This window comes from Nocardioidaceae bacterium SCSIO 66511, assembly GCA_023100825.1.
Lineage (GTDB): Bacteria > Actinomycetota > Actinomycetes > Propionibacteriales > Nocardioidaceae > Solicola.
In genome coordinates this window covers 4094836-4118710 of sequence record CP095846.1, presented here as the reverse complement: position 1 = coordinate 4118710, position 23875 = coordinate 4094836, and the positions used below count along the sequence as shown (strand labels likewise).

General features: G+C 66.8%; 19 protein-coding genes. 14 read left to right on the top strand and 5 right to left on the bottom strand.

Annotated elements, in window-relative coordinates; all coding sequences use genetic code 11:
* Positions 1-42 precede the first annotated feature (42 nt).
* Both MU582_19595 and cysC read right to left on the bottom strand, forming a co-directional pair.
* Positions 43-1008 (bottom strand): sulfite exporter TauE/SafE family protein, encoded by a 966-nt coding sequence (locus MU582_19595; protein UPK74614.1) that lies wholly within the window; start codon positions 1006-1008, stop codon positions 43-45.
* The gene (gene cysC, locus MU582_19590) at positions 1001-2224 is read right to left on the bottom strand and encodes an adenylyl-sulfate kinase (protein UPK74613.1); all 1224 of its coding nucleotides are present in this window, start codon (positions 2222-2224) and stop codon (positions 1001-1003) included. The genes MU582_19595 and cysC overlap by 8 nt, the downstream gene beginning before the upstream one ends.
* 138 nt (positions 2225-2362) lie before the next feature.
* Here cysC and MU582_19585 point away from each other — a divergent pair, with 138 nt between their 5' ends.
* From MU582_19585 to MU582_19565, 5 genes are all read left to right on the top strand, one after another.
* Positions 2363-3310, top strand: a complete 948-nt coding sequence (locus tag MU582_19585) for an asparaginase (protein UPK74612.1) — start codon at positions 2363-2365, stop codon at positions 3308-3310.
* Positions 3311-3373: 63 nt separating this feature from the next.
* Positions 3374-4939, top strand: coding sequence for a fatty acyl-CoA synthetase (locus MU582_19580; GenBank protein UPK74611.1), 1566 nt, complete (start codon positions 3374-3376; stop codon positions 4937-4939).
* 91 nt (positions 4940-5030) lie between these two features.
* Entirely contained in the window at positions 5031-5366 is a 336-nt protein-coding gene (locus tag MU582_19575) for a helix-turn-helix domain-containing protein (protein UPK77204.1), read from the top strand.
* 8 nt (positions 5367-5374) lie between these two features.
* Positions 5375-5968 (top strand): hypothetical protein, encoded by a 594-nt coding sequence (locus MU582_19570; protein ID UPK74610.1) that lies wholly within the window; start codon positions 5375-5377, stop codon positions 5966-5968.
* A gap of 91 nt (positions 5969-6059) precedes the next feature.
* Positions 6060-6347, top strand: a complete 288-nt coding sequence (locus tag MU582_19565) for a DUF2516 family protein (GenBank protein UPK74609.1) — start codon at positions 6060-6062, stop codon at positions 6345-6347.
* Between the two features lie 9 nt (positions 6348-6356).
* On the opposite strand, the gene MU582_19560 is transcribed toward MU582_19565, so the two are convergent.
* Positions 6357-6992, bottom strand: a complete 636-nt coding sequence (locus MU582_19560; GenBank protein UPK74608.1) for an ATP:cob(I)alamin adenosyltransferase — start codon at positions 6990-6992, stop codon at positions 6357-6359.
* A 152-nt stretch (positions 6993-7144) separates the two neighbouring features.
* Between MU582_19560 and MU582_19555 the strand changes: the two genes are divergently transcribed.
* Positions 7145-8914 carry a BCCT family transporter gene (locus MU582_19555; protein UPK74607.1) on the top strand — a complete coding sequence of 590 codons (1770 nt, stop codon included), beginning with the start codon at positions 7145-7147 and terminating at the stop codon, positions 8912-8914.
* A gap of 4 nt (positions 8915-8918) precedes the next feature.
* Positions 8919-9419: an O-acetyl-ADP-ribose deacetylase gene (locus tag MU582_19550; protein ID UPK74606.1), complete on the top strand. Its 501-nt coding sequence runs from the start codon at positions 8919-8921 to the stop codon at positions 9417-9419.
* Positions 9420-9462: 43 nt separating this feature from the next.
* On the opposite strand, the gene MU582_19545 is transcribed toward MU582_19550, so the two are convergent.
* On the bottom strand, positions 9463-10857 hold the full coding sequence (locus MU582_19545; protein ID UPK74605.1) for an HNH endonuclease: 1395 nt from the start codon (positions 10855-10857) through the stop codon (positions 9463-9465).
* Between the two features lie 385 nt (positions 10858-11242).
* On the opposite strand from MU582_19545, the gene nrfD reads away from it, so the two are divergent.
* From nrfD to MU582_19515, 6 genes are all read left to right on the top strand, one after another.
* A complete protein-coding gene (gene nrfD, locus MU582_19540; GenBank protein UPK74604.1) occupies positions 11243-12757 on the top strand; it encodes a polysulfide reductase NrfD in 1515 nt (504 codons plus the stop codon).
* 9 nt (positions 12758-12766) lie between these two features.
* Entirely contained in the window at positions 12767-15604 is a 2838-nt protein-coding gene (locus MU582_19535) for a molybdopterin-dependent oxidoreductase (protein ID UPK74603.1), read from the top strand.
* 68 nt (positions 15605-15672) lie between these two features.
* Positions 15673-16719 (top strand): Mrp/NBP35 family ATP-binding protein, encoded by a 1047-nt coding sequence (locus tag MU582_19530; protein ID UPK74602.1) that lies wholly within the window; start codon positions 15673-15675, stop codon positions 16717-16719.
* A 12-nt stretch (positions 16720-16731) separates the two neighbouring features.
* A complete protein-coding gene (locus MU582_19525) occupies positions 16732-17121 on the top strand; it encodes a DUF202 domain-containing protein (GenBank protein UPK74601.1) in 390 nt (129 codons plus the stop codon).
* Positions 17121-17441, top strand: a complete 321-nt coding sequence (locus MU582_19520) for a DUF202 domain-containing protein (GenBank protein UPK74600.1) — start codon at positions 17121-17123, stop codon at positions 17439-17441. The genes MU582_19525 and MU582_19520 overlap by 1 nt, the downstream gene beginning before the upstream one ends.
* 341 nt (positions 17442-17782) lie before the next feature.
* A complete protein-coding gene (locus MU582_19515; protein ID UPK74599.1) occupies positions 17783-18877 on the top strand; it encodes a hypothetical protein in 1095 nt (364 codons plus the stop codon).
* 720 nt (positions 18878-19597) lie between these two features.
* Here MU582_19515 and typA read toward each other — a convergent pair.
* Positions 19598-21463, bottom strand: a complete 1866-nt coding sequence (gene typA, locus MU582_19510; GenBank protein UPK74598.1) for a translational GTPase TypA — start codon at positions 21461-21463, stop codon at positions 19598-19600.
* 141 nt (positions 21464-21604) lie between these two features.
* On the opposite strand from typA, the gene MU582_19505 reads away from it, so the two are divergent.
* The gene (locus MU582_19505; protein UPK74597.1) at positions 21605-23875 is read left to right on the top strand and encodes a helix-turn-helix domain-containing protein; all 2271 of its coding nucleotides are present in this window, start codon (positions 21605-21607) and stop codon (positions 23873-23875) included.

Sequence of the window (23875 nt, the reverse complement as noted above, 5' to 3'; positions counted from 1 at the left end):
GTGAAGAACTGGCTCCTGGTGGTAGGCAAAGCAGACGCCATCCTAACGGCGACTCGACTCCGATGATGAATCCGTGTGGCCCGCGGCGAAGCCGTTGTTGTCACCCGGACCGTGCTCGAACGCCGGAAGGCCGTGGTGTCGGCGCACAAGCCCCCAGGCGATGGGCCCGAGGATCAGCATGGCAGCACCGACGATTCCCACGACAGTGGGGTCGACATCGAGCATTGCGAGGCTGGTGAGGCTGAGCACCATCACGATGCCGCGGCGTACGACCGCCTGGGAAACCCAGTTGGCGATCCGCGCGCCGAGGTACGTACCGGGGGAGCCCCCGATGATGAGCGGGATCACGATCGCGAGATCGATGCCGTGTACGACGACATGCGAGATCGCCGCCGAGAGGACGAGCGGAACGGCCTGTACGAGGTCGGTGCCGACGAGCTTGACCGCCTGCAGGGTCGGGTACAACAACAGCAGCGCGACCATGATCAGCGATCCGGATCCGACCGAGGTGATCCCGACCAGCAGGCCGCCGACCAAGCCGATGATCAGCGTCGGGATCGGTTTGATCGCCGGGTCTTCCTCGCCGATCACCGACCCACGGGTCACCGAGCGCAACTGCAGGTACATCCGCAGGGTGTACGTGGCGGCCGTCAGCATCAGCGCGAGGCCGATGGCGGTCTTGACGAACTGAGTCTGCTCCTCGGAACCGCCGACAGCCTTGATGATGAAGGCGCCGGCGAATGCGGTCGGAACGGATCCCGCGACGAGCCAGGCGGCGAGCTTGAGGTTCGGTGATCCGCTGCGTGCGTGGGTGATCGCACCAACGGTCTTGTTCGCGGCGGCTGCGACGAGGTCGTTCGACACCGCGGCCGCCGGAGGGATGCCGAGGAAGATCAGTGCCGGAGTCATCAGGGCGCCGCCGCCCATGCCCGTGAGTCCGACCACGATGCCGACGCCGAAGCTGACGAACAGCAGGTTCATCGCATCGACGGTGAACAGGTCACCCATCGACCGACCCCAACCAGCCGGCCTCGCTCAGGCCCTTCACGACGTCGGAGAGTGCGTCCTCGATCGTGCGGCCGGTCGTGTCGACTCGTACGAGAGCGTCGGTCGGCTCTTCGTACGGCGAGGAGATGCCGGTGAACTCGGGAATGACGCCGGCGCGCGCCTTCGCGTACAGGCCCTTGCGATCGCGCCGCTCACACTCCTCCAACGGGGTGGCGACGTGGATCAGGGCGAACCCGCCGCCGGCGTCGTCGACCATCTGACGTACCAGCTTGCGGGTCGAGTCGAACGGCGCGATCGGGGAGCAGATCGCGACACCGTGGTGGCGGGCGATCTCGGCGGCGACCCAGCCGATACGGGCGATGTTCGTCTCGCGGTCCTCCTTGGAGAAGCCGAGGCCCTTGGACAGGTGGTGCCGTACGACGTCGCCGTCGAGGCTCGTGACGGTACGCTCACCGCGCTCGAGGATGAGGTCGTACAACGCACGCGCGAGCGTCGACTTGCCCGATCCCGACAGCCCGGTGAAGAAGATGACCAGGCCGCGTTCGGAGCGGGGCGGATGGTCGCGGCGGCGGATCGCCTCGACATCGGCGGACCGCTCACCGGCCGCAGCGAGCAGGAGCGTCTCGTCGGCGTACGCCTCGGCGACCTCGGCGTGGAAAGCGGCATCGGCCTCGGCGTCATCGCGCGCGGCCACGGCGACCGCAACAACGGCGGAGGCCGGGATGTCGCGTGCAGCAGCGAGAGCGGTACGTACGAGCGCCGGCGCGGATACGCCTTGCGGTGTGCCGGGGCCTGTGTACACGAGCAGCACCGGCGTCTTGCCGGTCGCGGCCGCGCGAGCATTGATCGCCTCGACATCGGCGATGGTCGGCGGTGCCGTGACGGGCACGGCGATTGCGTTCGGGTGCTCGGAGCGTACGTCTGCCGGCGCGCGGTGATAGCGCCGGAACGGCCCGAACTCGTTCGGTGACAGGGCCTCGACCGGACCAGTCAGTGTCGCGGCGTCGCCGTCGGTGTCGTACGTACGCGCGGTCACGGTGAGCGTTGCGAGGGGTACGCCCTCGGGGTCGATCAACTCGACGGCATCGTCGACCGCCTCCGCGAACGTACGAGTCGTCGCGACAGTCAGTGCGTTGCGACCGGGTAGCGCACCGGTGAGATGCAGTTCGAGATCGGCCAGCTCACGAGACGTCGGAGTCCATTGGGGGCTTGTCACCCGCAAGATTGTGCCAGTGTCCTAAGCAAATACACAAAAGGGTGGTAGTTCACGCGACTTAATCACGTGACTGTTGGTTCGAGCCGAGCAGGAGACCCGGGCGGAACCGAGTCCGCGCGGGCGGCCAAGATGGCCGGTATGAGCAGCCACAGCATCGTCGCGGAGATCGTCCGGTCCGGCTTCGTCGAGGGTCACCACCGTGGGTCGGTGGTACGGCTCGGGCCGGATGGCGACGTCGCGTGGAGCGTCGGCGACGTCGAGTCGCAGATCTACCCGCGCTCGTGCAACAAGCCGATCCAGGCCGCGGCGATGGTACGTGCCGGTCTTCCGCTGCGCGGCAAGCTCCTGGCGCTCGCCTCTGCCAGCCACTCCGGCGAACGATTCCATATCGAGGCCGTGCGGCAGATCCTCGACGGTGCGGGGCTCGACGAGCAGGCACTGCAGACGCCGCCCGACTACCCGTACGACGATGTGGCCAAGATCGGGTACGTACGAGCCGGTCATGAGCGCAGTCCGATCGCGATGAACTGTTCGGGCAAGCATGCCGGGATGCTTGCGACCTGCGTACACAACGGTTGGTCAACGGAGACCTATCTGGCGACCGACCACCCGCTACAGCTGCAGACCGCGGAGCTGTTCGCCGAGCTCACGGGTGAGCCGATCGAGTCGACCGGGGTCGATGGGTGTGGCGCACCGCTGTTGTCGACCAGCTTGACGGGTCTCGCTCGCGCCTTCTCCCGGATCGTGCGCGCACAGCCGGGTTCGGCGGAGGCCGCCGTGACCGAGGCGATCGTCGGTTCGCCCGACTACGCCAGCGGCACCCGGCGCGACGAGTGCCGCCTGGTGCGGGCGTTTCCCGGCGCGATCGGGAAGTCGGGAGCGGAGGCGTGCTATGCGTTCGCCTTGCCCGACGGCACTGCGTTCGCGTGCAAGATCGAGGACGGCGCCGACCGAGCTCGCCCGATCGTGATGGCCGAGGCGATGCGCATCGCGGGGTACGAGCACCCCTTGCTGGACGAGCTCGCAACCCAGACATTGCTCGGCGGCGGCGAACCGGTCGGCGAGATCCGTGCGACTCTGCGCTGAATTGCGCGAGGTGGGGCGGGCGAAACCATAGCGCTGGGGGCGCGGCTGTGGTGGCATATCGCCATGACACCGGATCCGATCCAGCACGCACGGCAGCAGAGCGTCGGCGACATCCCGCGGCGTACGGCGACCCGCGTACCCGACAAGCTCGCTCTGGTCGACGCAGAGGTACGCCTGACGTTCGCAGAGCTCGAGCAAGCCGTGGGGCGTACGGCCGCCGCGCTGCAGGCCGAAGGCCTCGTCAAAGGTGACCGGCTGGCGCTGCTCGCGCACAACTCGTGGCAGTTCGCCGTACTTTCGTACGCGACTGCCCGCGCCGGCGTCGTGCTCGTGCCGGTGAACTTCATGCTCGGTGCCGATGAGATCGCCTACATCCTCGACCACAGTGAGGCGACGGCGTTCGTGGCCGAGGACGTGCTCGTACCCGTTGCCGAAGAGGCGATCGCGGCGTCGAGCGGTCACGTACGTCTGCGAGCAGCGATCGGCGAGGCACCGCAGGGATGGCAGGACCTCAGTACTTGGCTCGAGTACACCGATACGCAGACGTCTCCGGTGGCCGTCGGCGACGACGATCCCGTACGTCTGATGTACACGAGCGGAACGGAGTCACGCCCCAAGGGCGCGATGCTCACCAGCCGCTCCCTGATGTGGCAGTACGTGAGCTGCATCGTCGACGGCCGGATGGAGGCCGACGACGTGGAGGCGCATGCGCTACCGCTGTATCACTGTGCTCAACTCGACTGCTTCCTCAACGTCGACGTCTACCTCGGCGCCACCAGCATCATCCTCCCGGCGCCGGACCCGGCGGCCATCCTGCGGGCGATCGAGGCGGAGCGGGTGACCAAGCTGTTTGCTCCGCCGACCGTGTGGATCGCGCTGCTGCGGGCGCCGGAGTTCGACTCGGCGGATCTGAGCTCGCTGCGCAAGGGCTACTACGGCGCTTCGGCGATGCCGGTCGAGATCCTGCACGAAATGCAGCGGCGGCTGCCCGATGTGGAGTTGTGGAACTTCTACGGACAGACCGAGATGGCGCCGTTGGCCACCATCCTCGGTCCGGGCGAACAGCTCAGCCAGGCGGGCTCGGCCGGACGCAACGCACTCAACGTCGAGACGGTGATCGTCGACGACGACGATCGGGTGCTCCCGGCAGGCGAGGTCGGCGAGATCGTGCACCGCAGCCCGCATGCGACGCTCGGCTACTACCGCGACGAGGCAAAGACGGCGGAGGCGTTCCGAGGCGGGTGGTTCCACTCCGGCGACCTCGGCGTCATGGATGACGCGGGGCGGCTGACGGTCGTCGACCGGAAGAAGGACATGATCAAGACCGGCGGCGAGAATGTCGCAAGCCGCGAGGTCGAGGAGGCGATCTACACCCTCGACGGGGTTGCCGAGGTAGCCGTCTTCGGCATCGACCATCCGACCTGGGTCGAGGCCGTTGTCGCGGTCGTCGTCGCCAGGCAGGGCGCGGAGGTGTTGGCCGACGACGTGATCGCGCACGCCCGCTCGCAGCTGGCCGGGTTCAAGACGCCGAAGTACGTCGTGATCGCCGACGCGCTACCGAAGAACCCGAGCGGCAAGATCCTCAAACGAGAGCTGCGTACCGCGCACGGTTCTCTCGCCGCCTCCTGAGCCTTTCGGTGGTGGGTGAGCGGAGTCACCCCGCCGTGCGCTTGCTTGTGCTTGCAATTGCAAGCACCATGGAGGTGTGGCCAGATCAAAGGTGAGCAAGACCGTCGGCACGCTCGGCGAGTACTTGCTCGAGCAGCGTCGACAGGCCGAGTTGTCGCTTCGTCAGCTCGCCGACCAAGCCGGTGTCTCCAACCCGTACCTCAGCCAGATTGAGCGCGGCGTACGCAAGCCGTCGGCCGAGGTGCTCCAGAACATCGCCAAAGCGCTGCAGATCTCGGCCGAGTCCCTGTACGTACGTGCGGGCATCCTCGATGCCGACGTATCCGCGAGCCGGCCGGTCGAGGACGCGATCCGTGCCGATTCTCGCCTCGACGAGCGGCAGCAGGAAGCCCTCGTCGCCATCTACCGCTCGTATCTCAACTCGTAGGAGTCGCCATGCCCATCGCCAATCCCGCAACCCCGTTCTATGCCGTAGTCGGCGCCGGTGACGCGCTCGTCGAGCGGGTGCGTGCGACCGACCCGTCGCAGCTCAAGGACCTGAAGGCTCCGAAGCTCAAGGCGCCGCAGGTGAAGGCACCGCAGCTCGACGTCAAGGAGATCCCGGCGCAGCTCAAGGCGCTGCCCGAGCAGCTGCGCGATCTGCAGGGCCAGGCGCAGTCGTTCGCCTCCGAGACGCTCGAGCACCTTTCGACCGCGTACGCCGACTTCGCCAAGCGCGGCGAGACCGTCGTCGACGACGTACGTAAGCGCGATGTCGTCTCCGACGTCAAGGACGCCGTGTCGAAGCTGCGGCCCGCGACCGAGGCGTCCGTGTCGGCACCGGCAGCGCCGAAGACGGCCGAGACCAAGGTCGAGAGCCCGAAGGCCGAGCCGAAGCCCGCCGCCAAGAAGCCGGCGGCCAAGAAGTCGACGGCGAAGAAGTCGACGGCCAAGACGACCACGGCGAAGAAGTCGACGGCCAAGACGACCACGGCGAAGAAGTCGAGCACCGCGAAGAGCACCGCAAAGACCGAGAAGAAGTCCGACTGACTCTCACCCGCGGATAGTCCGCGGACACACTTCGGCCCGTCGTCGCGCTGACGACGGGCCGAAGTGTTGTCGGTACCGATACTCTGGTGCCGTGGTCGAGATCTTTCAGTTCCAGTCCGCCGTGATGATGGTCATCACCTTCGCGCTGCTCGCGATCAAGGGCTTCGCATTACTCGACGCAGCGATCCGCCCCGCCGCGCAGTTTCTCGCGGCCGATAAGCAGACCAAGCAGCTGTGGCTGATCCTGCTCGGTCTCGCGTTCGTCGCGAACGTGCTGATCTTCCACCCGTTGAGCCTGCTCAACCTCGCCGGCACCGTGGCGGCGCTGGTCTACATCGCCGACGTTTGGCCGACCGTACGTCGACTGCCGCGGCGCTGAATCCCGCAGCTACTGCGGTTCGGTGCCGTTCGTACTCTCCACCGGTGCGCACGAGGCCATCGGGTTCCAGCGGGTGTCGCCGTGCTCGGCGTTCGCATCGTGCGCGAGGATCCCGAGCAGTAACGCCAACCGGTTGAGGTAGCGGTGCGGCAGCGGGCTGAGGGTGTCGGGGTGCTTGACCGACGCCGTCCAGGCCGTGCGCTCGGCTCGCTGGGTGATGGAGCGTGCCTGGTAGAGCAACGCAGCACCGGCAGTGCCGCCCGGAAGGACCGCATCGTCGTACGACGTCACGAGCTCAGAGCGGTAGTGCTCGCAGGCACGCTCGAGGCGTTCGATATGCGCATCGGTGATGTGCGGTACGTCCGAGTCGCCGCGCGGATTCGCCGAGCCGATATCGGAGGTGAGGTCGTACAGGTCGTGCTGGATGCTGCTCAGCATCGCGATGTCCTGGCTGTCGAGACCTCCCGCGAGGGCGAGCACGACTCCGACGGCGCTGTTCACCTCCCCGCAGTCCTGGAACGCGGCGAGGCGGATGTCGTCGTTGTTGACCTTGCCCACCTGACCGAGTGTGGTGGTCCCGTCATCGCCCTCGAACCGCGGTGGGGCGACCGGTGCGGACACGTCAGCTGTCTGGTCCTCACTCATTTGCCTCACTCTAACCACGAAGGGTGCCGGTTCGCGTAGTGCCCTTGCGATGGTGCAGGCTGTGGGGTGGATCAATTCCGTTGCGGGCGGCAACGCCCGCGACGCGACCAGGTACGACGAACGATCACGAACGACGACCCTGGAGGCGTGGCATGAGTGCCGACACAACCCCGGCAGAGGGCGCGGACCTCGATCCGCCGATCTCGCAGGAACCCGCGGGTGGTGACTACGGTCCGCCTCCGTCGTTCCGCGACGTCCGTGGTGGCTTGGCCACCATCGACAAGACCGTGTTCGGCTGGGCGTTCGGTGTCATTGCGGTCATCTGCATCTTCGGTGGAATCTTCCACACAAAGACCGAGGAATGGTCCCTGAACGCCTTGGGCTGGGTGATCGACAACGTCGGTTGGTTCATCATCCTGTCCGCATCTGCCTTCGTCGTGTTCTCCTTGGTGCTTGCATTCGGTCGCTACGGCCGGATCCCGCTGTCGCGCAATGGCGAGGAGCCGGAGTTCAAGACGATCTCCTGGATCGCGATGATGTTCAGCGCCGGTATGGGCATCGGCCTGATGTTCTATGGCGTGTATGAGCCGGCGTTCCACACCGCGGATCCGCCACCCTTCAGCTCCGCCGAACCCGACTCCGCGACTGCGGCCCACGACGCGATGGCGATCACGTTCTTCCACTGGGGTCTGCACCCCTGGGGTATGTACGCCGTCGTCGGTCTCGCGCTTGCGTACTCGACCTTCCGGATGGGCCGCGGCAACCTGATGAGCTCACCGTTCCAGTCGGTCATCGGGCCAGAGCGGATGAAGCGCGGCTATGGCAAGCCGATCGACATCTTGGCGATCATCACGACGAAGTTCGGCTCAGCGGTTTCGCTCGGGCTCGGTTCGTTGCAGATGGCCGCAGGCGTCGAACTCCTGCGCAGCGGTGAGGTTGAAGGAGAAGGCAGCAACAAGGCCGCGATCATCATCATCATGGTGCTGACGGTCGGCATCGTGTTGTCGGCGGCGAGCGGTGTCGCCAAGGGCATCCAGATTCTCTCCAACCTGAACATGGTCGTAGCCGGACTACTCGTCGTGTTCGTGTTCGTTGCCGGGCCGACCGTGTTCATGCTCGACCTGTTCCCGAACGCAATCGGCGCGTACCTCAGCGACTTGGTCCCGTTGAGCTTCAACTCCGCCGCGTTCGGCGGAGCAGAAACCTCTGCTTGGCTTTCGACCTGGACGATCTTCTACTGGGCGTGGTGGATCTCCTGGACGCCCTTCGTCGGCACCTTCATCGCCCGCATCTCCCGCGGCCGTACGATCCGCGAGTTCGTGCTCGGCGTGATGCTCGTGCCCACCGCCATCAGTGCCGTGTGGTTCGTCGTCTTCGGTGGCGCCGGCATCGACCTGCAGATGGGCGGCATCGACATCGCCGGCTCTGACAATGAGGCGGCTGGCTTCTACAACATGCTCGACCAGTACCCGTGGCTGCCGGTGACTGCCGGAGTCGTGATCTTCCTGACCGCGATCTTCTTCGTCAGCGGTGCCGACGCCGGCGCAGTCGTGCTCAGCACGCTGTCGTCGCGCGGACGAAAGGAGCCGTGGGAGCCGCTGATTGTGCTCTGGGCGGTGATGACCGGTGTCGTCGCGGCGGTTCTGCTCGCGGTCGGTGGTCTGGATGCCTTGAAGACCTTCGCGATCCTGGCGGCCACGCCGTTCACATTGGTGCTGATAGGTATGTGCTTCTGTCTGTACGTAGACCTGCGTCGAGATCCGTTGCGAGAACGCCGCTCGGGTCCGGTCCGAGGTCACGTACCGGTCACCACACCCGAGTACGCGCCGTTCAGCGACGCCGACCTCGCGTCGAACGGCAACTCCGCCTCGGGCAACGGCTCATCCGCCGCGGCGGATGACTCGGAGCAGAACCCGGAGTAGTCCGATGACGCATCGGGTCGACGTGTTGCGCGGTGACATCACCGCGCAACACGTCGATGCCGTCGTCAACGCGGCGAATCGGCGGATGCGCGGCGGCGGAGGCGTCGACGGCGCGATCCACCGGGCAGGCGGGCCGGTGATCCTGCGGGACTGTGTACGGCGGTTCCCCGACGGCCTGGCGACTGGTCGAGCCGGCTGGACCACTGCGGGCGACTTACCGGCACACTGGGTCATCCACGTCGTCGGCCCGAACCACTCCGCGGGCGAGCGTGACCCTGCGCTGCTTGCATCCTGCTACTCGAACGCGCTGAACGTCGCCGACGAGCTGGGCGCTCGTACGCTCGCGTTTCCGCTTGTTTCTGCCGGCATCTACGGTTGGCCGCTCGACGATGCCGCGCGGATCGCCGTCCGCACCTTGCAGGGCACGGCCACCGAGGTTCAGACCTCCACACTGGTTGCGTTCGACGACACCGCGTACGCGGCGATTCGAGCCGCTCTCGACTAGCGCATGCCTGTGCCCCGCCACGGTGGTGCTCGGGTGGCGGGTGTCAGGCGGCGTTACGTTTTCGCTTCTCTTGGACGCTGGTGGCGTCTGTTCGGCCGGGGAGTTTGGTGGTGGTGCCGGCGGTGACGAGGTATGAACGTCCGGCGGGTGAGAGCCAGAGCCAGATTCCGGGTGCCGGGCACGTGACGGTCCAGGCGGTGAACGTCTTCGCCCGATGATGGAACCGACACAACCGGTGGCCATTTCTCGAATCCGTCGGGCCGCCGTCGGCATAGTTACGGATGTGGTCGTAGTCGCCGAGTTTCGCCGGACGCTTGCAGTACGGGAATGTGCAGGTGAGGCCGTTCATCAGCGCGGTCTGCTCGCGTAGCCGCGGGGGTGCGACATATCCGGTGGTCGAGATCGTCGTCTCCAGATCGATGACCGGCTTCACCACGATCCGCGACGATTTGCCGAGGATCTGTTCGGCCTCCGACCGGGTGATCGCGCCGACGTCGTCGAGTGACCAGGTGCCCCAGCACCGGTCGTAATGAAGGTAGAGCACCGTCTCCCGCAGCCCACGCCTTCTGCTGCGGCGCCGCTTCGACGGCTTCGGCTCAGACTCGGCCTCAGGCTCAGTCTCGGGCTCGGCGGGTACGTCCGCGCCGGTGGCGTCGTCGGTTTTGTCTGCGACGAGGGTGTAGAGGTCGTTGAGGCTGTCGGGTTCGTGGACCATGCCCATCGCGACGGATCGGAGGATGTGGTCGGGGCGGGTGTCGCCGAGGAACCGCATCGACTCCACCAACTGGTCCAGTCGTTGGTCGAGACGCTGCCCGTCGTCAACGGACAGGGTGCCTGCAATGTGGGCGACGCCGTCTTCGAACCAGATCGTCACACCCCGCCGCCTGCGTGCCTCGCGACGCTTCTTTTCGGCGCCGTCGGGGTCGTCGACGAACCGGATCTGATCGAGCACCAGCTGCAGCCGCGGCATGGTGATCCGTGCGATCAGCGGGGTCCCGTCGACATTCGCAGCCGACAGCCGCCGGTCGGCGTCGGAGGCTTGGGCGATGGTGAACTCCCGGGTGGCGCGGGCGACTTTCCGGATCCGCCACCCATCCACACTCCCGTCATGCAGACACGCATACAGCCGCGGCAGCCGATACGCCAGATCCAGGGCATCGGCGATCAGCGCACGGGCGCCGTTGGCGGACAGGCCGAGGACGGGGCCGACTTCGGCGACCGCATACTCCGACACCGACGGTGTCCCTGATCCGCCGTACCGGGTCCATTCATTCACCCCACCGGCCTGGGCGAGCGGCTCGGCAGCGATCTGCCGCAGATACGCCAACACCGCATCGAACTGCGCAGCCTCGATGCGGGCGAGCTGAGCACGAGCGGCCGCAGCGACGTCGAGACCATCGGTGGTCTCGACATCGTCGATCAGATTCGCCGTCCTCATAACCCACATCATGCCAGCCGCCACTGACAACATCGGGGGCCAGAAGGCCTTATCCACAAGGGAAAACGAAGTTTTCTGAGAATCTTTTCGGACGGGTCAGATGAGGCAGACGGGCAACCGGGAACCCGGCGGATCGGGTCAGCCGACAAACAACCCGAACCCACCGCGACGGGATCCTCGTCGCCGCCAATGCGGTCTGCACCGAAGCGCACGAGAAGCGATGAAGGTGCCAACCGACGCAGGCCGGCAAGCCGACGAACAACCCAAAGCAGCGCCGGGGTAGGTCATAATCGTGGACTATGACCTACCCCGGTTATGACTACTAGCGAATCGCGTGCGGTTCCGCGACCCTAAGCGGTACGGCTCCCCAAGCTGACGAGGTGCGATGAAGTACGGATTCGCGATCGACCAGCGAACGTGCATCGGCTGTCACGCCTGCACGGTCGCGTGCAAGACCGAGCATGACGTGCCGGTCGGCCAGTTTCGTACGTGGGTCAAGTACGTCGACGCGGGGGAGTACCCGGACACCACGCGCGACTTCGGCGTGATGCGGTGCAATCACTGCACCGATGCGCCGTGCGTGAAGATCTGCCCGACGAACGCCCTGTTCAAGCGCGACGACGGCATCGTCGACTTCGACGGCGACAGCTGTATCGGCTGCAAGTCGTGTATGCAGGCTTGTCCGTACGACGCGATCTACATCGACGAGGACACCAACACCGCGGCCAAGTGCAACTTCTGCGCACACCGCGTCGACGAAGGGCTCGAGCCCGCGTGTGTCGTCGTGTGTCCGACACATTCGATCTGGGTGGGCGATCTCGATGATGAGGACTCCGGCATCGCGAAGATGATCGCCGACAACCCGACGAGCGTACGATCGCCGGAGCAGAACACCGGTCCGAACGTCTTCTACCTCGGTGCTGATCAGGCCGTGCTCGATCCGCTCGAGGCGCCGGTGCGCGACACGTACCTGTGGGCGAACCCGGACGAGCAGCGTCTGAACACCCAGGATGACTTCGTCGGCAGCGACCCGACCGCGGCGACCACCCTGAACACCGAACATCCGCGACCGTGGGGTTGGCGAGTCGCGACGTACTTGTGGACCAAGGCGGCCGGTGCCGGAGCGATCGCGGTCGCTGCGCTCGCGTTGCTGTTCGGCACTGACCTCGGCGCCGCGGGGTCGGTGCTGGCGCCGGTGCTCGCCGCGGCTGGTGCGGGAGCGACAGGCGTGTTGCTGGTCTGGGATCTGAAGCGCCCGGAGCGGTTCTACTACTTGTTCACCCGACCGAACAACGGCTCCTGGCTGGTCCGCGGCGGCTACTGCCTGTTGGGCCTCGGGGCCGCGGCCATCGTGTGGTTCGTCGTACGAATACTCGACATCGGCGGTGTCAGCGAGGTCGTGGCGGTGTTGGTCATACCTGCCGCCGGGCTCGCCGCCGGCTACACCGCCTTCCTGTTCGGTCAGGCCGAAGGCCGCGACCTCTGGCAGTCGCCGTGGCTGTTGTGGCACCTACTCGTACAGGCATTGATGGTCGGAGCCGGTTTGATGGTCATGGCGAACGTCGTGACCGGACAGTCCGACGCCGCGATTGCGTTCTCCGTAAGGGCTTTGCTCGTCGGAGTCGTCGGCCACGTCACGATCTCGCTGGTAGATCTTCTCGGCAGTCACGAGAGCAGGAACGCTGCTGTCGCAGCGAGCACCCTCGTACGCGGTCGGTACGCACGCGCGTTCTGGATGGGTTCCATCGCACTCTCGGTGCTCGCTCTGCTGGTTGCCGTACCCGCCTGGAACGGCTCCCTACCGGCACTCGCCGTCGTCGCCGGCGTTCTCGTCCAGGTCTCGCTCGTCGTACACGAGTTCGTGTACGTCCGCGCCGCACAAGACGTACCCCTTTCCTGAGGAGGCAGCATGGCCAAGGTCGAACCGGGTCGGCTGCCCGGCGAGCGCTCGCATGAGCACCTTCGCAACTTCCCGCCGGTCGAGTCCTGGGACCACCACGTCGAGTACGACGCTCGCGCGCATCCGAAGAAGGTGCCGCACGAGTACATGCTGATCCCGACGACCTGCTTCAACTGCGAGTCTGCATGCGGGCTCCTCGCGTACGTCGACAAGGAAGACCTGTCGGTCAAGAAGCTCGAAGGAAACCCTGCGCACCCCGGCTCGCGCGGCCGCAACTGCGCGAAGGGCCCGGCGACGATCAATCAGCTGAACGATCCCGAGCGGATCCTGCATCCCCTTCGCCGCAAGGGAGAACGCGGTGACGGCGAGTGGGAACAGTGCAGCTGGGACGACGCGCTCGACGACATCGCGGCGCGCATCCGCCAGGCGATCATCGACGATCGGCGCGACGAGGTCATCTACCACGTCGGCCGGCCGGGCGAAGACGGGTTCGCCGAGCGCTTCCTGCTCGCCTGGGGCGTGGACGGGCACAACAGCCACACGAACATCTGCTCCTCGGGCGCCCGCCTCGGCTACACCCTGTGGGGTGGGTACGACCGGCCGTCGCCGGACCACGCGAACGCAAAGGTGATCCTGCTGCTGTCCAGCCATCTGGAGGCCGGGCACTACTTCAACCCCCATGCGCAGCGCATCATGGAGGCCAAGCACAGCGGCAATGCGAAGGTCGTCGTACTCGACCCGCGGATGTCCAACACCGCATCGCATGCAGACTTGTGGCTGGCGCCGTGGCCCGGCAGCGAAGCGGCCATCCTGCTGTCGATCGCCGCGCATCTGTTGCAGACCGGCAACATCGACCGCGAATACCTACATCGCTGGACCAACTGGAAGACCTACCTCAACCGCCTTCACCCCAACGATCCTGAAGACTTCGACACCTTCATCGACCGGCTCACCGAGGACTACGCGGGCTACACCTTCGAGTTCGCCGCGCAGGAAGCGCGCGTACCCGAGGCGAAGATCGCGGAGCTCGCCGAGATCGTGTCCGGTGCGGGCAGCGCACTGTCGGCGCACATCTGGCGGGCCGCCGCGGCCGGCAACCTCGGCGGCTGGCAGGTCGCCCGGTCGCTGTTCTTCCTGAACGTGCTGACGGGAAGTGTCGGCACGGTCGGGGGCACCAGCCCGAACGGTTGGGACAAGTTCATCCCGCACGGGCCGGACATGCCACAGGGTCACGACGTCTGGAACGAGAAGATCTGGCCGCCCCAGTATCCCCTTGCGTGCAACGAGATGTCGATCCTGCTCCCGCATCTACTTCAAGACGGTCGCGGCAAGATCGACACGTATTTCAGCCGCGTCTACAACCCGGTCTGGACCAACCCGGACGGGTTCAGCTGGATCGATGCGCTCAAGGACACAGACAAGTTCGGCCTGCATGTCGCCCTGACGCCCACGTGGTCGGAGACCGCGACGTTCGCCGACTACGTACTGCCGATGGGTCACTCGACCGAGCGCCACGACACCCACTCGTACGAGACGCACGCCGGCAAATGGCTCGGGTTCAGGCAGCCGGTACGCCGCGTGGCGATGGACAAGCTCGGACGCGAGTACACCGATACGCGAGACTCCAACCCCGGCGAGGTTTGGGAGGAGAACGAGTTCTGGTTCGACCTGTCGTGGCGGATCGACCCCGACGGTTCGCTCGGCATCCGGCGCTACTTCGAGTCGCCGTACCGGCCCGGCGAGAAGGTGACCGTCGAGGAGTACTACCGCTGGATCTTCGAGAACCGCGTGCCTGGCCTACCCGAGAAGGCTGCCGCGCAGGACCTGACGCCGATCGAGTACATGCGGCGGTACGGAGTCGTCGAGGTGGCCAAGGACACCTACCGGCAGGACGAACGGGTGCTGACCGAAGCCGAGCTCGAAGGCACGTCGGTCGGTGCTGACGGGGTAGTACGCAAGCCCGTCGACGACGAAAGCACCCCGCCGCTCGTTGGCGAGGCCGGGGCGGTCGGCGTCGAGCTCGACGATGGTTCCAAGGTGGCCGGATGGCTCACCTCGAGCCGTAAGCTCGAGCTCTACTCGGACGCGGTGGCCGACTTCGGATGGCCCGAGCAGGCGACGCCGGGCTACATCGAGTCGCATATCTCCCACCATCGGCTGGACGAGGACGCCGGGGACCTCGTTCTGGTGCCGACGTTCCGGCTGCCGACGCTCGTGCACACCCGATCGGGAAACGCGAAGTATCTCAACGAGATCAGCAACACCCATCCGCTGTGGGTCAACGGGCGCGACGCCGAGCGCCTGGACGTACGCACCGGAGACCTCGCGCGAGTGAGCACCCGCATCGGCTATTTCGTCGTACGAGTCTGGGTGACCGAGGGCATTCGTCCGGGCGTCGTCGCGCTCAGCCATCACATGGGCCGCTGGCGCCTGCACGAGTCCGACGGAAGCCGTTGGGTGACGGGGCACGTCGACCTCCAACGCTCCGACGAGGGTGTGTGGAAGCTGCGGCAGAAGACGGGCGTACGCCCCTTCGCGAGCAAGGACGCCGACTCCGAGCGGGTCCACTGGGAAGACGCGGGCGTGCACCAGAACCTCACCTTCCCGGTGCAGCCCGATCCGCTGTCCGGTATGCACTGTTGGCTGCAACAGGTCAGGGTGACGCCCGCGGAGGCCGGAGACGCGTACGGTGACATCGAGGTCGACGTACGAAAGTCGCAGGAGGTGTTTCGCGAATGGCTTGCGATGACGCGCCCTGGGCCGAACGCCGACGGCATGCGTCGACCCGAGTTCATGATGCGCCCCGTGAGCCCCAGGCGTGGGACATTTCGGGTGTCTGAGCAATGAGCCTGCTGCGGCCGCGAAACAGTGCCGATACGCAGGCGCGCGTCCAAACCGCGGTTGCGGACGTACGCGTGCCCACGTTGTCGCACTCGCTCGGTGACCTCGGCATGGTCGGCGAGGTGACGCCGGTACGCGGCGGGTTCCGGGTCGGCGTGCTGCTGCCTTCGAAGGCGCTACCCGCGCAGGAGCGGCTTCGAGACGTCGTCCGGGAGACGGCAATGTCCGTCGGCGGCGGCGACGTAGACGTCGTGCTGGAGCCTATGCCGGAAGCCGGCCGAATGCAGGTCGCCCGAACCCTCAAGGGTGCCGACGGTCTCGGCACGCTCGGTTCGAGTACGCGGGTCTACGCCGTCGCGAGCGGCAAGGGCGGAGTCGGCAAGTCGGTGGTCACGGCGAACCTCGCCGCGTCGCTGGCTGCTTCGGGTGAACGCGTCGGAGTCATCGATGCCGACGTGTGGGGCTACTCGGTGCCGCAGTTGTTCGGCGTACGAGAACCTCCGGCGGCCATCAAGGGCGTCATGCTGCCGGTGCGGGCGCACGACGTCGCGCTGATGTCAGTCGGGTTCTTCGTCGATGACGCGCAGCCGGTGGTTTGGCGAGGGCCCATGCTGCACAAGGCTTTGGAGCAGTTCGTCGGCGACGTGCATTGGGGCGAGCTGGACGTACTCCTACTCGATCTGCCTCCCGGCACCGGCGATGTGCCGATGTCGCTGATGGAGTTCTTGCCCGATCTCCAGCTGCTCCTCGTGACGACCCCGCAGGCATCGGTGGCCGCCGTCGCGAGTCGGGTGGCCGCGATGGCGCGCGACTCGCGGGTGCCGATCGCGGCAGTCGTCGAGAACATGTCGAGCGTCACCTGCGGCAACTGTGGTACGGAGACGGCTCTGTTCGGCGGAGATGCGGGCGCCGGGCTTGCCGACGATCTGGGGGTCCCGCTGCTCGGTCGAGTTTCGATCGATCCCGCAGTCATGCAGTGTGCGGATGCAGGCGTACCAGTCGTGGTGGATCGACCCGCGTCGCCGGCGGCGACGGAGATTGCGCGGATCGCATCGGCGCTGCCGTACGAACGACGCACGTTGGCCCACCGATCGTTGCCGTTGTTCGTACAGTCGAGCTGAGGTGATGTGAGGGTGGAGGAGTCCGAGTCGGCCAGCGAGCGACCGTCGGACCGGCGGTGGCCGCGTTCGATCTACGGGGTCGGCGACGAGCCGGATCCGCGCTTCAGCTTCGCCAACGAGCGTACGTTCCTCGCCTGGATTCGCACGGCCCTCGCGCTGCTCGCCGGCGGCGCAGCGGTCGACGCGCTGGACCTACCGATGAGCGATGGGCTGCAGCTCGTCCTGGCGGCGCTCCTGGTCCTGCTGGGCCTGCTCTGTGCCGTGGCGTCGTGGGTTCGGTGGGCGCGGGCCGAGCGAGCCATGCGTACCGGTTCTCCGCTGCCGTCAATGGGGCTGGCGGCGCCGCTGGTCGTCGGAATGCTGCTGCTGGGCATCTTGCTCATCGTGGTGTCGTTCGGGTGATGTCCGCGGACGGCGGTCGGGGTGCACAGAACGAACGCACCGCGCTCGCCTGGAACCGCACGGCACTGTCGGTGGTCGTCACCGCCGCCATCGTGTCGCGGCTCGCGATCGAGTCGATCGGCCCGATCGCGCTGTTGGCGGTGGTAGTGGCCGTTCCGGTCAGCGTGTGGATCGTGCTGGGAAGCCGACGGCGTTATCGGCGTCGGCTGGACTGGACCGAGCGGGCACCGCTGCGCATCCGGGACGGACGTTTCGAGCTGGCCGTCGCCGGGGTCACCGTGGTGATGATCCTGGTGATCGCCGGCGCGGTGGTGTTCTGATGCTCGGCGGTCACTGACGCAGAGTAAACAGACGACAGGGGTTGCCGTCTCACCATCAAGAACGATTCTGGTCGCGTGAGGTTACGCGGTCGCGCAGTTCCGCAAAGATCGGTGCGCGGCACGTCGACCATCCCTCTGATGCTCAGATGTCAACTGTTACTGGCATCTGAAGGGCACCAGTGAAGGCGGACTTGGTTGCTGGCGAACGCTCAACTACTGCCTGTAGTTTTCGTATAGGGAGGAAACCAAGCAAATCGAGGGCTTTCCGTGACCGCTTGACTATGTAACTATGCGTGCTGGGGGCAGCGACTCGGGACAAACCAGCGAGGGGTGCACGTACTTTGATCGGCCACCAGGAACCAGCAACGCTCACTCAGCAGAAGCCCGCGGAATCCGGGCAGTCCGCATTCCCGGTGGCCAAGCTCGGCGGGTACGAAAGGGCGACCGTCGACGAGTTCGTCCGGCGCCGCAATGCGAACCTTCGTGAGCTCGACGGAGCACTGGCAACGTCGCGTCAGGAGACGCAGGCGGCTCGGCGCCGGATCGGCGAGCTCGAGGAACGCATCACGATGCTCGAGGAGCGGCTCGCGGAGTCGGCCTACCCGTCGTACGCCGGGCTGGGCGAGCAGGCGCAGAAGATGTTCGCCGCCGCCGAGCAGCAGGCGGCCGAGATCATCGGCGAGGCGCGCATCGAGGCGAAACGCCTTGTGCAGGAGGGCGAGAAGGCTGGCGCCGCGCGGCGGTCGGCAGCAGCAGACGAGGCGGCGACCCTCCTCGGTACCCAGCGCGCCGAGATCGAGCGCCTGCGCGATGAGGCAAAGGGCGACGTCGAGGCTTGGCGTACGCGCGCCCACGAGAAGTCGGATGAGCTGCTGGCCAACGCCAAGCGAGAAGCCGAGCAGTTGCGCCTGTCCGCCCAGCAGGAGGCGGAGACGCTGACCAAGACGGCCACCCGTGAGGCCGAGAGCCAACGCGCCATCGCTGAACGTGAGGTGGCCGAAGAGCGCCGAGCGCTGGCACTCGAGAAGGAGCGCCTGGTACGCGAGGCGACCGAGAGCCACAATGCGGCGCGCGAGGAGACGCAGCAGCTCCGTACAGAGATGGATGAGCGCGTCGCCGCGGAGGAGCAGCATGCGGCCGAGGTCCTCGAGCAGGCCGAGCGCCACCTCACCGAGGCCCGCGCCGAAGCCGAGACCTCGCTCGCGCGTGCCCGTGAGGAGGCCGATCAAGTCGTTGCGGCAGCCCGTCAACAGGCGGCGCAGCTGGAGTCACACGGACAGTCCGAGGCCGACCGGGTGCTCGCGGCGGCCCGCAAGGACGCCGACGAGTTCCATGCTCATCGCGACGACATCCTCGGCCAGCTCGCCTCCCTGCGCGATCTTGTCGGTGGGCTCGGTAGCGAGATCGCCCGGCCGGAGCCAGCGGACGACGACTGACGTCGCTGGCGTTCGGAGGACGTCTCCACGCTTCTGGCTGGTGCGCCGCCGGTTTTCCCGCTTCCGTTGGTACGACCACCCGCCGTCGTGCCTCCGCACGCTGTCGGCGTTCCTTAGCTTCGGTTCGACTACCCGTCTGCCCAGTTCCTCGTCGCTGTCGACCCTTCCCGCTCCTTCGGCTGGGGAAAAGACGCGGCGACGCGCGGAGGTGGCTCTTCGGCTTGGGTTGGTTGGCGGCTTTCCCGGTACTTTGGGGTGGTTACGGGGCAAGGTTGGGCGCTTCCCAAGGCGGGTTGTCACTGTCCATGACGAGTGTCCCTTGGACAGTGACCACTTGCCGTGGGGCGTACGGCTGCGGGCTGCGGTTTGCCTTGGTCCCAAGGCAAACCGCACGACGGTCGGCGCGCGGCGGTACGAGTGAGTGAACTCCTGCCACGGCAGCCACGTACGTACCAACGAGCACGGCAACCATCAACTTTGCACGGTGTCCCTGCCATGCAAAGCGGTACTTCACCATGTTCACTTGGTGAAGCACCACCACCGACCCTGCAAAAGCCAACGGAATCGGGTTAGCCGGCGCCGAACCCGAGCGCGTAGGTACAGCGCCCGCGTCGCCGCGTCTTTGCCCAGCCGGAGCAAGCGGGAAAGCCGACAGCGCACCGAAATCGGGCAGTCGAGATGTCGCGCGGAGAACCGTCGCGGCCGGCCGCGGACGAAACCTCAGCGCCGGCGCGCAGCCCGGCCGCGTTCGTTCTGGTCGAGGATCACCTTGCGAATGCGTACGGAGGCCGGAGTGACCTCGACGCATTCGTCCTCGCGGCAGAACTCCAGCGACTGTTCGAGGCTGAGCAGTCGCGGGGGGATCAGCTTTTCGAAGGAGTCCGCCGTGCTGGAGCGGACGTTCGTCTGCTTCTTCTCCTTGGTGACGTTGACGTCCATATCGTCGGCACGGGAGTTCTCTCCGACGATCATGCCCTCGTAGACCTCGGTGGTCGGCTCGACGAACAGTGTTCCCCGCTCCTGCAGGTTCGTCATCGCGTACGACGACGCGGCACCCGCGCGGTCTGCGATGAGGGAGCCGGAGGCGCGGGTACGAAGGTCACCCGCCCACGGCTCGTACCCCTCGAAGACATGGTGCGCGATGCCGGTGCCGCGGGTGTCGGTGAGGAACTCCGTACGGAAGCCGATCAGGGCGCGCGCGGGTACGAGGAACTCCATGCGTACCCAACCGGTGCCGTGATTGGTCATCTGCTCCATCCGGCCCTTGCGTACCGAGAGCAGCTGGGTGACGGTGCCGAGGTAGTCCTCCGGGCAGTCGATGGTCAGTCGCTCGACGGGCTCGTGCAGCTTGCCGTCGATGTCGCGGGTGACGACCTGTGGCTTGCCGACGGTCAGCTCGTAGCCCTCCCGTCGCATCTGCTCGACGAGGATGGCGAGCGCCAGCTCGCCTCGGCCCTGGACCTCCCAGGCGTCGGGTCGGTCGGTCGGGAGCACCTTGATCGACACGTTGCCGACCAGTTCGCGGTCGAGCCGGTCCTTGACCAGCCGCGCGGTGACCTTCGTACCCTTCTCCCGCCCAGCGAGCGGGGAGGTGTTGATGCCGAGCGTCATGGAGATCGCGGGCTCGTCGACGGCGATCAGGGGCAGCGGCTCGGGGTTCTCCGCATCGGCGAGGGTCTCTCCGATGTTGATCTCGGGGATGCCCGCGATCGCGACGATGTCGCCCGGGCCGGCCTGCTCGCCGGGTACGCGGTCGAGCGCTTCGGTCACCAGCAGCTCGGTGATCTTCACCCGCTCGATGGCGCCACTGCGCCTGCACCATGCGACCGATGCGCCCTTGCGCAGCTCACCTTCACGTACGCGCACGAGTGCGAGGCGCCCGAGGAAGGGCGACGCATCGAGGTTGGTGACATGTGCCTGCAGCGCGGCGCCCTCGGTGTACGCCGGTGCCGGGACAGCGTCGAGGATGGTCTGGAAGAACGGCACGAGGTTCGGCGAATCCGGCAGCTCGCCGTCGGCGGGCTGCACGAGGGATGCGACGCCGGCTTTTGCGGAGGCGTACACCACCGGGAAGTCGAGGGCGTTCTGGTCGGCGGAGTCGTCGAGCAGGTCGAGGAACAGCTCGTACGTCTCGTCGACGACCTCGGCGATGCGGGCGTCGGGGCGGTCGACCTTGTTGACGACGAGTACGACCGGCATCCGCGCCGCGAGCGCTTTGCGCAGCACGAAGCGGGTCTGGGGCAGCGGGCCCTCCGATGCGTCGACGAGGAGCACGACGCCGTCGACCATCGACAGGCCTCGCTCGACCTCGCCACCGAAGTCGGCGTGACCCGGGGTGTCGATGATGTTGATGGTGACGCCGCCATCCGGGGCACCGGGACCGGAGTAACGCACGGCGGTGTTCTTGGCCAGGATCGTGATGCCCTTCTCCCGCTCCAGGTCGCCGGAGTCCATGACTCGCTCCTCGACCTCCTGGTGCGACTGGAACGCGCCTGACTGCCGGAGCATCGCGTCGACGAGTGTCGTCTTGCCATGGTCGACGTGGGCGACGATGGCGACATTGCGAAGGTCTGGTCGGTTGGGCATGAGGGTACGAAAGGTCCTTGCGTGGGAATCGCCACTCGGTCGAGAAGCAGTCCAACGATACGTGAGTCGTTCGGCGCCTTCGCGCCACGGCTTGACAGGACTCCTCACCTAGCGTGACGCGGTCGACATAGGGTAGTCGGCATGGCCCGACCTGAGGGATCCGCCGAGGGATCGCTGCTGCGTGCGCTCCGTACCGCGAAGGGCCTCACCCAGCAGGAGATCGCCGAGCGCTCGCAGGTCACCGAGCGGAGCATTCGCGAGATCGAGCGCGGCGCCGTCACGCGCCCGCGCACCGACTCGCTGTTGCGGATCGCCGCGGCGCTCGACCTCGGCGCGACCGAGACCACGGCGTTCGTACGCGCGTACCGTGCGGGTGACCGGACCGAGGTGCCCGAGCCCGCGGTCGCATCGGCGACACCGGCGATCTCACCGGCGGAGCTGCCGCGCGACCTGCCGGATTTCGTCGGCCGCGGCGACGAGATCGAGCAGATCAGCTCGATGCTGCGCGGGATACCGGCGTCGGCCGGACCCGCTTCGGTGACGGTCGTGATCTCCGGCGCCGGCGGGCTCGGTAAGTCCTCCCTCGCGATCCACACTGCACACCGGGTCGCGGACGACTTCCCCGACGGTCAAGTATTCGTAGACCTTTCTGCTGACGGCGACGCCGACGCCGTACACGAGGCACTCGGTGACATCTTGTGGAGCTTCGGGATGCGCGAAGACATCCCCCTGCGTCGCGGATCGCGGGTCCGGATGATGCGCTCCCTGACGGCGCGTACTCGTGCGCTGCTGGTCGTCGACAACGTTCCCGAGGACGTCGACATCGCCGACCTCGTACCTTCCGGTTCCGGTAATGCACTGCTGGTGACCTCACGGTCTCGGCTGTCCGGGCTGCACGCGAACCTGCTCATCGACCTGCGTCCGCTCACCGACGAGCAGGCCGCGAGCCTGCTGACCTCGGCCGCGGGCAGCGCCTCGCTCACCAGCGAGCAGTGCAGCCGGATCGCGGCCCTGTGCGGCATGCATCCGCTCGCATTGCGGGTGTGCGGTGCCCGACTCAGCTCACGCAGCGGGCCGTCGGCGGCCGACCTGATCGCTCGGCTCGAGACCGAGGAAACCCGCATCGAGCAGCTCGACTACGGCTCGTTCGGGATGCGCTCAACGCTCGTCGCCGGCGTACGCACGCTCGCGCGGTCGACGTCGAGAGGCGATGCTGCGGCGCTCGATGCGTTGTCGCTGATGTCGTCGTCGCCGCTGCGGGACTTCTCCGTCGACTCGGTCGCGGCGCTGACCCGCAGCAACCGGGGAGCAGCCGTCGACGTCGTCGAACGTCTCGGCGAGGTGCAGATGGTCAGCTCGCGTAAACCGGGGCGAGTCGGACTGCACGACCTGAGCCGGTTGGCGATCGCCTCGGAGCGGCCGGCCGACCCATCGCGGGTCGCTGCCGGAATGCGCTGTTTCGTGGCGATGTGGCTGGAGCACTGGCGCGGACTCGGCGAGCTGTTTCTCGAGGACGTGCACTGCGTGTACGAGCAGTTGTACGACATCATCGACGACTACGTGCCGGAGGACTCTCGCCGCTGGCTCGAGGCCGAGTATCCGAATATGCGCGCGGCCGCCTCGGGGGAGTGGGTACGCAGCCCCCTCGACCTACTGTCCTGTTACCAGCTGTCGTACCCATTCCACGGCCTCGCCATCCAGCGCGGCGATTCGTCCTCGGCAGCGGAGGCGTCGAAGGCACTCGCGATACGTGCCGAGGAGTTCGACATGCCGTACGTCGCCGCGCAGCTCTACCGGAGTGCGGCCGAGACGGTGAGTAGCGACGGGAACCACGGGTCGGCGCGCGTACTCAGCTCGATCGCGACGCGGCAGGCGGCGCGCGTACGCGATCCGCTGTTGTCCCAGTTGGCGCGCTCGCATGTTTTGTCCGGGCGCGCGTTGATCGAGGGACGGATGGGCAATCTCGCGGAGGCCGAGTCGGGTTTGCGCGATGCGATCCGCATTCTGCGCGGCCGCAACGGCCGCCGACGACAGGTGTGCCTGCACAACCTCGCGTACGCATGCCGGTTGCAGGGCCGACGGGTCGAGGCCGCGCATTACACGCTGCGCGCCGTGTCGGCGCATTCGCAGTCGTACGGATTGGCTCTGAAGGCAATGGCCGAGCTGCTGCTCGAGCTGGGCAACGCCGACGCGGCGCTGTCGTACGTCGACCGCGCGTCGATCGCGGACTCGAAGCCGCACACCTACCGGCGGAGGGCCGACCATGCGGTCTTGCGGAGCAAGGTGCTGTGGGCGCTCGGGCGCACGAGGGAGGCAGAGGAGGCCGAGCGTACGGCGACGGCGCTCGCCGATAACTTCGGTTTCGATGAGGTCTACGACCGGCTCGCCGATCAGGGCGGGCCGAGCACCTGA